Raw genomic sequence first — 11,124 nt, 5'->3', positions numbered from 1 at the left:
ATCCGCCGCTACATCATCTGGCGGAACAAGCACGCAACGGACAAACGCCTCCGTCAGATCGTTGACAGGGCGAACGTTGCCTGACGCGGCACTAGCCGATGGAGAGGTGGAAGTTGGAGCGGCTCAGCTCGACCGTTGCCGCCGCGTCGTCACCACAATCGTCCTCTTCGTCCTCGTACCGCTGATCCGCCTCCGTCCAACCGGCTTGCCGCAGAGGGGCGGTGAGCCGCTCGAGCAGCTGCGGCCCGAGGGCGTGCGGTGACAGAGGACTGTCCGGTGTGCTGTCCATAGGGGGCCTCGTCAGGCGGTCGGTCAGGGAAGGTTCAGGGCTGGCCGGCTTGGGCGGATCGGGCCCGGAGCAGCAGCTTGCGGACCATCTGGTGCCAGTGGCGGGAGTCCTCGCTGAAGGAGCGGTCGTGAGCGTCGGGATCCCATTTCTCGAGCTCCAGGAGCTGCTCCACCAGCTGTTCAAGGCGGCCAGAATCGTATCCGCCCCGGCCGCGGTCCAACTGCTGCGCGATGTCGTGGAGCCGATGGGCGGCGCGGTAGTGGGCGAGCTGGGTGTCCGTCAGGCGGCGGATCGCGTAGCCCCAGCATTTGCTGCACCAGTCGAACTTCGTGTCACCCAGCAGGTCCGCGATGGTGAGCAGGTCGTCGTCTGCGACGACACCGCGTTCGCGGACATGCGAGCAGAACGGCGAGTGCCCCTTGCCCTGGTAGCAGGGGTCGGCGTTGACCGCGTAGACCTGGACCTGCGCGAGGACCCCCAACGGGATACCGCTCCCGCTGCGCTTCCACGTGCTGTCGTCCGGTGCTTCGAACGGCTCGAGGTCCAAGTCCTGGCCGTGGGCCAGGAGTCCGTGCCACACCGCGCTGGGAAGGCTACGCGAACGCCCGACCCGGTCATATCCGGAGTCCAGACTGCGCAGGTCGGGCACGCCGCGGGCCACCGCGAGCAGCCTCAGGTTGAACTCCCGCGCCCAGGGTTTGTCACTGTAGACCAACCAGGCGGCGCACTCGGCACCGACGGCCAGACCCAGCCGCTCGCCGAACAACGGGTCGTCGGCTTCGCGCATCCGTTCCCGCCACATGGCGGAGGGCTCCTCGGGACGATGGCCGATCGCCTCGGACCAGGGCTCGATCAGCGCCGCTGGCAGGTCGGCAGAGCTAGCGACGAGGACGCCTCGCCAGCCACGGGCCGCCCGCCGTTCCAACTCCTTGAAGGGCACGACCTCCATCCCGGCATCGGTGGAAAGCACGGTGTACAGCTGGTCCTCGGCGCCGGGCGCGGTGCTGAGCAGCCGCAGGTGCTCCGCAGTGAGGGGACGGCGCTGGTGCACGGCGGTGTCGTCGAAGACTCCCGGTCCCAGGGGACTCGCTTCGCCAGCAGCCGTCGGGGCGCCGGGAGGCTCGGGCTCGCACTGCACGAGGGCCGTACGGAACAGGAGTTGGTCGACGATCAGCTGGGGCGCGCGGAAAGTGAGCCGGCGCCGGCCCCACTCGGCGCTGGTCAGGTAGGTGAGCAGGACGCCGATCGTCCAGTTGTCGAGGCTGTCCAGCAACCCCCGCGCACGCTGCTGCGAGTACGGGTCCTCATCCCGGGGTTCCTGCAGGTGTGCGGTCAGCGTCACCGTCACGCCCGGGTCCGACGCGCCGGCGACCCGGCGTGCTTCCTCCTCCCAGGAAGCCAGCAGCCGGTCTGCCGCACAGCAGGCTTCGTCGTACCCCTTGCGCCGTGAATTGATTCCCCCGATGGCCTGATACGTGACCAGGTGGTCGCCCGGCAGTCCCCAAGCGTCCGCCGCTGCCCCCTGCCAGCGGGACCACATCGACCGCAGCCGCCTGGCGATCTCCATACTGTCGCCGATAGCACTGAACGCTTCGTCGTTCGCGGGGAGTTCGGGCACTTCCAGGTTCATGGCCGCCGCTGCTTCCACCAGCCCCGCCGCATCGAAAAACAGTCCCGCTCGTCCGCGCAGCGTCTGGAGGTACTCCTCCTTCAGTGCCGCCTTCGGCCGAGCCCAGTCGGTGAGCCAGGGGAACTTCGCGACGACGCTCTCGGCGAGGTGAAGGCTATCCGCGGCATCACGCCACCCGGACAGCACCTGGCCGCGCAGGTGCTCCGCGTCGCCGCGGGCATCCCGGTCCTCGTCGTAGGTCTCGTCCTCCTCGGAAACCGGCTCGGCGCGCAGGACCTCCGCAGCGCGTTCGACTTCCTCCTGCGTCACCTCGTCGTCCGGATCCGCGTTGGTGTACTCCTGCAACTGGGAGAGCAGCCCGCGGTAGCCACCGAGCGCGCGCAGGAAGAGACCGACACCGCTGTCCGGACGGCCCCAATCCCCTTGGTGCGCGCAGGCAGAGCACATCCGGGCGATCGTCGCGGCGTTCAGCGGCGCCTCGAAGGCCACCGCCCCGTCCGCGCGAACCCGGGGGCATCGCAGGTGTGCGTGCAGCTTGGAGGCTTTGCCCTTCGCCGCGAAGACAGGCACGAGATGGCCGTCGAACGGGCCAAGCGGAACGTCAGCGGTCAGCACAGAGTCGCGCACGTAACTCCCCTATCAGTCTCGACCGACGAGCCTATCCGGCAGCTCGGACACTGGCCCCGAGAGCACCTGTTCCGGGCGAACTGCACCACAGCGGGCGCGTGTCGGTGGTACCCCAGCACGCTCGCTCCGAAGAGAAACCAAGCCAGCGTCGCGCGTCGTTCGTCTCCTGCTCCTCGTCGCCTCGACATCGACGGGCCCGATAGGCAGTAGGGCGGCGAGCGCCTTCGACCTCCTGCTGCTCCTCAATCTCATCGCCGCTCCTGGGCGCTTGGGGGTGCAGCGGAACCGTGTAGGCGTCGCATCGCCAGAACTCATCGGCGAAGCTGGGGCGTCACTGTCTCCGATACGGTCAGCCTCATGACACAGACCTTTGCCGCCCCCGCCGATGCAGCTGAAGCCATGATCAGGGACGTCCTGGAGATCCGGGAGGACGCGCAGCGGAAGGCACACGATGGCAGTGCCTACGGTGGAGCCTTTCAAGACGTGGAGCACACACTCAGCGCCATGCGCGAGGATGCGATCCTGCGGTGCCTGGGCCACCTTCTGGGCACCACGGACGATGCCTCCGTCGACAGCTACGTCGTGAACTGGGCCGCAGCGCATGGGATGGATCTGAGTGAGACATCGGTGCGCGTTCGGGAGTCACCGAACGCCAGCGAGCTCTACAAGCGACGAGCACAGGCGCAACTGCTCGACGTGCTTCGCGAGACGGGCGAGACCGGCATGCTCAGGACCAAACTTCTGCCACTGATCGGGGAGGCGGACAAGAGCGCGTGGCGCGGAAGCAGCCAGTGGCTCGAGGAGTGGCTCGGCGATGGCACCGTGATCGCTCGGCAGCAGGGTCGCAGCACCATTTACGTGCACCGTGACTTCGCCGCCCCCAACGCCGTTCACGGCCTTCATCCGTTCGGGGACGCGGCAACGAAAACCGTCTGACTGCTCGTTAGGATTTCCGCCATGTCTGGTCGCCTCTACGCCGATGGCTCCGAACGCGCTCGCGCCCACCGCCTGGGCCGTCGGCTACGAGCGCTACGCGAGGCGCACGGCCTGACCCGACCCGAGCTGGCCTCCGCCGCCGGTGTGCCCCTGCGAACGCTGTCCCGGCTGGAGACCGAGGGCGTGGCGCAGCCCGGGCTGTTCACCGTCGCGGCGTTGGCGCGAGCCCTGGAGGTGACGGTGGACGAGCTGGTGACGGCCGCAGGTGCGATGCCGGGCCTGTGGTCCACGGGCTACGAGGGCCGGACGATCGACTCGTTCGTGGCGGCACTGGTCGACGCGGGCGTGGACGCGGTGGCGGATGTCCGGCTGACGCCGATCAGCCGCAAGCCCGGGTTCAGCAAGTCCCGGCTGAGCGCGGCCCTGGCCGAGGCGGACATCTCCTACCTGCACCTGCGCTCGCTGGGCAACCCGAAGGACAATCGGGCGCCGTTCTGGGACGGCCGCGTCGGCGAGGGCCTGGCGGCGTTCGCCGACGTCCTGGCGACGGAGCCGGCCCGCCGGGAGCTGGCCGAACTGGCCGAACTGGCCGTCGAGCGTTCGGTGGCGGTGCTGTGCTTCGAGCAGGATGAGAGCCGCTGCCACCGCCAGGCCGTGCTGGCGGAACTGCACCAGCGCACCGCGCTGCCCATCGCCGCCCTGGCCTGATCCGCTTCAACTCTCGGCCGAGCAGGCACTCTTGCGCATTCGGCACCCTGGCCGCCCAATGGTGACAGGAGTCGAACCGGGGGGCTGGCATGCCGGCATCGGGCTGGGAACGAGCGCGCATCCTGATCACGGTCAAGACGTATCCTGACGTCTCGCACAAGTACCTGGAAACCTGCTGCGTCGCCGGCATCCGTCTGGACACCGACCTGGTGCGGCACGTGCGGCTGTTCCCCGTCCCGCACCGGCTGCTCGACGAGGAGAAGCAGTTCGGGAAATACTCCGTCGTCCAGGTCGACGTCCGACGCCACCACACCGACCGCAGACCCGAGAGCCTGCGCCCCAACCTGGACACCCTCCGGGTCGTCAACACCGCCAGCAGCCGCGACGGCTGGGCCGAGCGCCTCGACATCGCCAGACCGCTGATCCAACCGTCCCTGTGCGCGATCAAACGCCTCCAGGCCACCGACGGAACCTCCCTCGGACTGTTCCGCCCCGCGCGCATCAACTCCTTCCGCCTCACCGACGCCACCCCCTGGACCGCGGAGCAGCACGGCATCGTCAACCAGACCGACGTGCTGCACCCCGACCACCGGTCCCTCGAATGGGTCCCCTACGAGTTCCGCTACCGCTTCCACTGCGACGACGACGCCTGCCGGGGCCACGACATGGGTCTGCACGACTGGGAAGCCGGCCAGTCGTGGCGCAAGTTCCGCCGCACCTACCCCGCCCACCGGCTCGCCGACGTCCTGCGCGAGCGCTGGTGGACCAGGACGGTCACGCCCGATCGGGCAACGCACTTCTTCGTCGGCAACATCGCCACCCGCCCGAAGACGTTCATGCTCCTCGGCGTGTTCAACCCCACGATCGCCGCTCTCACCGCCCCACGCCAGGAGGCGCTCTTCTGAACTCGCCCTCGGACCCCTGACCAGGGTCGTCAGTCGTATGTTCAGCTGCGTCGCGCGGTCCGGTAGGCATGCGAGAGTGCCTTCAGGTGTCCGCGGTGCTGCTGATGGAGGTCGATCGGTGTCTGCTGGGCCGTGTCGAGCAGCCACACTCCTTCGCGGAACCGTTCGAAGCCGATGCTCTCCCAGAGAGCAGCGATCTTCTTCTTCGCGCGCCTGCGGTACGTCTCGGTGGTCTCGTCCCGGCCCTTCGAGTACTCGCCCATCGCCGGGTAGGTGGCAACAGCGCAGCACCCGGGAGACAGTCTGCGGATGGCCTCGGCCGCGACCACCGGTCCCCGGCCGAATCCGCGCCACTGCTTGTCGAGATAGACGCGGTCGAGGATCAGCAGGTCCCCGACCGGGCTTTCGATCTGCCGCTCAAACGCCTTGCAGTAGCCCGACTGGCCGCTCTTGACCCCGCGCAGCACGGTGCTGGCGATGACTTCCAGGTCTCCTGACTCGGCGTCGGCGGCGCTCCAGCGGTCACCGTCGGTGTAGTCGCGCAGACGGTAGAGGGAGACCCTGCCGATCACCGGAGCCAGGTCCGGATCCCGGTCGTCGCCGAGTCCCTCCTCATCGTCCTCGTCGTCGAACGGTGCGAGGACGGAGACGTGCCACTGCTCGAGAGTGTCCTCGTCGTCGTACGGATCCGCCCGGTGCGCGTGGTGGTAGACGAAACGCAAGTAGGCCGGATCGCCCGGAAGTTCAGCAACTGGTCGGCGCGTGATCGAGGTCATCCGCCAAGGCTACTGAGGGCGTATGACACTGCGCCGTTCGATCGCCGTGCGGCATGTGTAGTTCGCAGATCCCGTGTCACTTTCTCAGTCGCGATGTCATGTGACTGGCCGAACTGACACGGGATTGAGAATCGCTGGCCACTGCCGCCACTCGTCCGGGTGGCCTTGCCGCAGGTCCGGCGTGGGCGCCTCACGCGGATGCGAACGTAGCGCTCGAGGAGGAGGCTGCCGACGATCTGGGGGTGACTCACGGCGGCGGGGCATAGCGCGGCATCGATCATCGTGAGCATGCGGAGCGCGAACGGCGGCCTGGTCGAGAATCGGGAGTGGACCGCGTCATCGATCGACGGGCTTGCGGCGGCGGCACCCTGGCGGACCATCCGCTGATACAGGGGCCAGCGGCACTGCCGGGCACTTACTGGTCCGCCATAGTTCGCGATCACGTCATCTAGGAGTCGCGCCTCGAACTGGCGAGCTCCTCTTCCCTGATTTCGATCCATCCGTACGTTCCTACGCTGGTGCCCACGTTCACTCGTTTGGGGACTCCGTTGCCAGCGGGATACCACATCGCAGGCAGCCGTTCGCGTGGTCGTCCTGGCAGACGTAGCCGATGGCACCTTCCACGCACCATTCGGCGGCCTCCTCGGACAGCAGGTCGGGCCCGGCATGGAGCAGCCGACGAAATTCCGTGGTGTCCGCAATGTCGGTCGGGCGGTTGGTGAACCACTCGTCGAACCAAGGCTCGTCCCGGTGCATGCGCCAGTGCGCATTCTCCCGGTCGTCGACAGCCGTAAGGAACCGATCGACGATGCGCCCCCAACTCGGTGCTCCGAACCAGCCGTTGTCGAACGCGCAGAGGGACTCGATCATGGTTCGCAGGCCGAACTCCTTCTCGTGAAGGCCGTACCTTCGCCCCCATGAGATCGCGCCCTGTGCCATCTCCGCGAGCTCTCCTCGCGGATCAACCTCATGTGCCGGGTCGTCAGGGTTGTGGCAGGCCAGCCCGAGCTCGAGCACGGACTGCCCGGTCGGTAGAACCCGAGACGGGTTGACGATCGCGAGACCGACAGCGATCCAGTCAACATGGTCGAACGACAGCATCGAGCGCACGATCCGGGTGGTTGCCGCGTTGATCCGCATCATCGTGCCGTCGTGCAGCGGACTCTTCCCTGCATGCCAGTTCTCGACGGGTGTGTTGCGCCACAAGGCGAGCGTGATGCGGGTGGCAGCGAGCCAGAGCAGTGCGTCGTCGTCAAGGTGCCCGAACCGGTCGGCGCACTCCTGGGCGCCGTAGCGGATCAACTCTCGCGGGTTCGGCAGCGTATGGCTGTCAGACCCTTCAGGCTCAGGCACGTACTCGTAGTCGCCGGCGTACTCATCGAGGATCTCGCTCAACTCGGCTGCGCTGTAAGCTTCGCTGTACTCGGAGCCGTCCGGCCCCTCGACGGTGTACATGTCGTGGTCCCATGACACATACACGTCGTCCCAGAGCACGACGTCGTCGCACTCGATGGCGTTATCCGTCACAACCGGCCTGATGGTGATCGGCGCAGTACGCCCGTCGGTTCGCTCGCCGTCCTTCTTGGCGGCCCATGCGGTGATGACCCCGAGCGGCTTCGGAAGGAGAGGGCCGACCTCGGTGATGCTGAACGGCTCGTCGTCGTCATCGGTGTCGAACCGGCTGTTGACGAACGCGACCGCCTCGGAGGGCGTGCTGACGATGGACTGGGTACCACTCTCGTTGTCGACCACTCGCCACAACGCGCTGTTCTTCACGATGCTCTCCGATCGCGGTGAGTGCACCCGGGGCGGGTACGATGCGCCGGGTCGCTCGGCGCTGACTCCAATTATGAGCTGATCAACCCGTCCGTAGTCCCGCAGGTGCTTGGTGGCGACGATGCTCGGGAAGTTCGTGCGCAACCTGCTCTTCGCGGCCGCGGCGACACAGCCAAGATCACGCAAAGTGCAACAGCGTTTCCGCGCAACCTGTGCTGCACGCCAACAGGAACTGTAGGGTCTCAGACCGCGTGGCACAGTCTCAGTCGGTGGGGGGTGAGCTTGCTCCGCTTTGACGGACACCGTTGGCCTGGTGGTCAGGCCGCCAGAGCGGTCTCGTATTCGGCGGGACTGCGGTAGCCGATGCTGCTGTGCAGCCTGCGTATGTTGTACCAGGCTTCGACCCACTCGAAGATCGCGGTCCGTGCTGCGGCCCGGCTGGGCCACGGGCAGTTGCCGAGCAACTCCCGCTTGAGAGTGGCGAAGAAGGACTCGGCGAGCGCGTTGTCCCAGCACTGGCCGGTCCGGCCGGCCGACGGTCGAACTCCGAACTCGCTTTTCCCCAAGGCCGCAGCACTTGGAGGCCGCTCGCGAGAACCCGCTCGCCTTCGCCGTCCCCCGGACGGCTTGCAAGTCGATCTGCCCGAACAACCCGCAGGAGCGGCTGACCGAGGAGATCCAGTGTCACACCGACGCTGTCGGGATCTTCCCGGACCGTTTCTCGGTCGTCCGGCCGTTCGGCACGGTCCTGGTCGAGCAGAACGACGAGTGCGCCGGAGAGTGCCGCTACATGGGCTCCGAGATCCTCGTCCGCTGCCGCCTCCACCCGGTCGAGAGAGGCCCAGACGAGAGCATCACGACCGCACCCACCGCATAGCCTGAAACCGGGTCAACGAGTGTCTGCTGGTACGCCACTCCAACGGACGCGACCTCTGCCGGTGCGTCAGAATCGCCCGATGCCACGGGGCATACAGGAACAGGTATCGGAGGTAAGGCCCATGACGCGCTACAGCGTCGACCTCGACCAGCGTGAACTAATCGCCTCGTGGGGCACCGGCGAGGGCGACCTCTCCACCCGCATCGCCGCCCTGCCGAGTGACGCTGGCACCTCCGACCTGCTAGCCCTGGTCCGCGCGCTCACCCAGCTCTCCGACGCCGCCTGGCGCACCTACACCCACCCGGCCAGCGCCGCCGTCTCGCTGGAGCCCGACAGCGAGGGCTGGCGCCGCGAGAAGGAACGCGAGGCCTCCTGCTCGACCCCGTCGCCCTGCGCGACCAGCTGGAGGCCTTCGAGGAGACCGTCGCCGAATACACCGGCGAGGACGACCCCGACCTCGACGACGTCGCCGTCCGCCTGACCCCGCTCGACCCCAAGCGCCCCGCCCGCGACCTCCTCGAAGACCTCCTCGCCGGCATCCACGGCTGCTGGCTCCTGCACAGCGAGTCCGGCGACGAGGAGGACGACGAAGACCTCGGCGACGCCGAGGACTGGGACAACGAACAGGCCGAGGAGCATCAGCGGCGCAGCCACGAGCGCTTCGCCCAGCTCGTCCGCGAAACCGCCGCTACCCACAGCGACCGCCTCATCTGAACAACAGCCCACTCCGACAGCAGGCTTGCACCCGAGCGCTCAGCCCACTGCGGGCACTCACCTAAGGTCGCAGGTCAGAGCCATGATCCCGCTTTGGTGATCGCAGCGATCCATCCGGCTGCCGGATGTGTAGCCTCGCGGGCTGATCCAGAATCAGGACCGCAGGAGGCAGAGGAAGTGTGCAGTTCGGGGCAACGGCGTGGCCGGGTCTACCGTCGGTGCGGATGCCGCGATGCGGACCGGCGCCAGCTCGGAGCCGGGTGTTCGCGCCTGGTCGAGGAGGGGCACGGCACGTGGACCTTCGCCGTCGACATCCCCTCCCTCAACGGGCGCCGGCGCACCGTGCGCCGCGGCGGCTTCGACGCCGCCCCGCACGAAACGGTGGCCGCCTACCTGACCAAGTGGCTCAAGGGCATGGAGTTCCTTCTCAAGCCCACCACCTACGCCCGCTACCGCACCTACGTGCTCTGCGAACTCATCCCCGTCTTCGGCAAAATGCGCCTGGAAGAACTCGCCCACGACCACATCACCGCCTACACCCACCAGCAGCTCGAAGCCGGCCGCGGCCGCCAGGCCGTCTACCACTGCCTCGCCACGCTCTCCAGCGCCCTCGGCACAGCGGTGCGCACCCACCGCCTCCCCTACAACGCCGCCCAGCCCCTACTCATGCGCAGGCCCCGCCCCGACGAACGCGTCCCCTGGAGTGCGGAGCAGGCCGTCGCCTTCCTCACCCACTGCCGAGGCGCCGACCCCGCCTTCGCCGACCTCGTCGAGGTCATCATCGGCACAGGCCTGCGCAAGGGCGAGGCCCTCGGCCTCCAACGCCCGTGCGTCCGGCTCGAGGACCGCGTCATGTACATCCGCCACACCCTCTCCGCGATCGACAACCACGAACTCGTCCCGACCGCGCCCAAGACGAAGAAGAGCCGCAACTGGGTGCCCCTGTCCGACCGCGTCGCCGCCGCCCTCCAACGCACCATGGCCAGGAGCACCACCGTCAGCAACGACCACGTCTTCCAGGGCCCCGACGGCAAGCCGCTGCACCCGGCCGCGGTCCGTCGGCGCTTCCACGAACTGCGGGAGCAGGCAGGGCTGCCCCACGTGACCATCCACGACCTGCGCCACCTCGCCGCTACCCTCGCCCTGGAGGGCAACGTGTCCATGGCCGTCATCTCCAAGACCCTGCGGCACTCGACGCTCTCGACCACCGCAAACATCTACAGCCATCTGACCTGGGACGTCGCCATGGCCGCAGTCCACACCATCGAAACCAGGCTCCGCCGCGTCGAAGCCCGCGCCCGCGGCGCCGTCGATCCGCGCTCCCCCAGCATCAGCTTGCCGAACCCACTGTTCAGCCACGTGGCCTGACAGCCAAAGCCAGCCCGATCCGCCGAGCCACGGCAAGGACCGGCAACCTAGCGACTGACGAGTACTCAGGCTCACTGCCCATCATGACGACCGCGATGGGCCCCGCAGGCATGCCCATGTCCGGGAAGCCGTGCCCACTTCGACGCTGGAGAGCAGCTCGACCCGCTGGCGACTACGCTCAGCTACCTCGACCGAACGAACAAAAGCCGCATATTGGTTACTCCAGAGCACCCCACACCCTCGGATGCGCCCGATGGCGCGACGCGATCGAGTGCTTGCGACCACCCTGCGACCACCACAGCAAAAAGGCCGCCTCCGCCATCCGGCGGAAACGGCCTCCGACCTGCGGATTCGCAAGTCGGGACGACAGGATTTGAACCTGCGACCCCTTGACCCCCAGCGGTCGAACAGGTGTCTGACTGATGTTCACCAGTCCGAATCGCGCAGGTCAGGGCCTATCCCATCCGCCCCGCGTGACACCTGATACCCGCTCATGACACCCCATCCGTGAGAGGCGC

Annotated in this window: 10 protein-coding genes and 2 pseudogenes; 6 read left to right on the top strand and 6 right to left on the bottom strand. The window is 67.7% G+C overall.

Translation table 11 applies throughout. The features are described from left to right. A pseudogene (locus tag ACIGXM_RS36960) lies at positions 1 to 84 on the top strand (transposase); the annotation flags it as partial. Between the two features lie 7 nt (positions 85 to 91). Here the strand turns inward: ACIGXM_RS36960 and ACIGXM_RS36955 are convergent. Further along, entirely contained in the window at positions 92 to 289 is a 198-nt protein-coding gene (locus ACIGXM_RS36955; RefSeq protein ID WP_396568512.1) for a hypothetical protein, read from the bottom strand. Positions 290 to 323: 34 nt separating this feature from the next. Continuing rightward, complete coding sequence (locus ACIGXM_RS36950; protein WP_396568511.1) at positions 324 to 2,546, bottom strand: hypothetical protein; 2,223 nt, start codon at positions 2,544 to 2,546, stop codon at positions 324 to 326. Positions 2,547 to 2,903: 357 nt separating this feature from the next. Here ACIGXM_RS36950 and ACIGXM_RS36945 point away from each other — a divergent pair, with 357 nt between their 5' ends. The 3 genes from ACIGXM_RS36945 (at position 2,904) to ACIGXM_RS36935 (ending at position 5,095) form a co-directional block, all read left to right on the top strand. Continuing rightward, entirely contained in the window at positions 2,904 to 3,482 is a 579-nt protein-coding gene (locus ACIGXM_RS36945; RefSeq protein ID WP_396568510.1) for a hypothetical protein, read from the top strand. Positions 3,483 to 3,503: 21 nt separating this feature from the next. Further along, the gene (locus tag ACIGXM_RS36940) at positions 3,504 to 4,190 is read left to right on the top strand and encodes a DUF488 family protein (RefSeq protein ID WP_396568509.1); all 687 of its coding nucleotides are present in this window, start codon (positions 3,504 to 3,506) and stop codon (positions 4,188 to 4,190) included. Positions 4,191 to 4,279: 89 nt separating this feature from the next. After that, on the top strand, positions 4,280 to 5,095 hold the full coding sequence (locus ACIGXM_RS36935; RefSeq protein ID WP_396568508.1) for a hypothetical protein: 816 nt from the start codon (positions 4,280 to 4,282) through the stop codon (positions 5,093 to 5,095). A gap of 41 nt (positions 5,096 to 5,136) precedes the next feature. On the opposite strand, the gene ACIGXM_RS36930 is transcribed toward ACIGXM_RS36935, so the two are convergent. The 3 genes and pseudogenes from ACIGXM_RS36930 to ACIGXM_RS36920 form a co-directional block, all read right to left on the bottom strand. Further along, positions 5,137 to 5,871, bottom strand: coding sequence for a hypothetical protein (locus tag ACIGXM_RS36930; protein WP_396568507.1), 735 nt, complete (start codon positions 5,869 to 5,871; stop codon positions 5,137 to 5,139). 528 nt (positions 5,872 to 6,399) lie between these two features. Further along, on the bottom strand, positions 6,400 to 7,647 hold the full coding sequence (locus ACIGXM_RS36925) for a hypothetical protein (protein ID WP_396568506.1): 1,248 nt from the start codon (positions 7,645 to 7,647) through the stop codon (positions 6,400 to 6,402). Positions 7,648 to 7,964: 317 nt separating this feature from the next. Continuing rightward, positions 7,965 to 8,168, bottom strand: a pseudogene (locus ACIGXM_RS36920) (integrase core domain-containing protein); the annotation flags it as partial. A 56-nt stretch (positions 8,169 to 8,224) separates the two neighbouring features. On the opposite strand from ACIGXM_RS36920, the gene ACIGXM_RS36915 reads away from it, so the two are divergent. After that, the gene (locus ACIGXM_RS36915) at positions 8,225 to 8,524 is read left to right on the top strand and encodes a transposase (protein WP_396568505.1); all 300 of its coding nucleotides are present in this window, start codon (positions 8,225 to 8,227) and stop codon (positions 8,522 to 8,524) included. 291 nt (positions 8,525 to 8,815) lie between these two features. Here the strand turns inward: ACIGXM_RS36915 and ACIGXM_RS36910 are convergent, their stop codons facing one another. After that, positions 8,816 to 9,220: a hypothetical protein gene (locus ACIGXM_RS36910; RefSeq protein WP_396568504.1), complete on the bottom strand. Its 405-nt coding sequence runs from the start codon at positions 9,218 to 9,220 to the stop codon at positions 8,816 to 8,818. Positions 9,221 to 9,415: 195 nt separating this feature from the next. Between ACIGXM_RS36910 and ACIGXM_RS36905 the strand changes: the two genes are divergently transcribed. Then, entirely contained in the window at positions 9,416 to 10,606 is a 1,191-nt protein-coding gene (locus tag ACIGXM_RS36905) for a tyrosine-type recombinase/integrase (RefSeq protein ID WP_396568503.1), read from the top strand. Positions 10,607 to 11,124 lie beyond the last annotated feature (518 nt).

Origin of the sequence: Kitasatospora sp. NPDC052896 (genome assembly GCF_044547075.1) — a bacterium.
GTDB lineage: Bacteria > Actinomycetota > Actinomycetes > Streptomycetales > Streptomycetaceae > Kitasatospora.
This window is presented reverse-complemented; position numbering and strand designations above follow the sequence as displayed.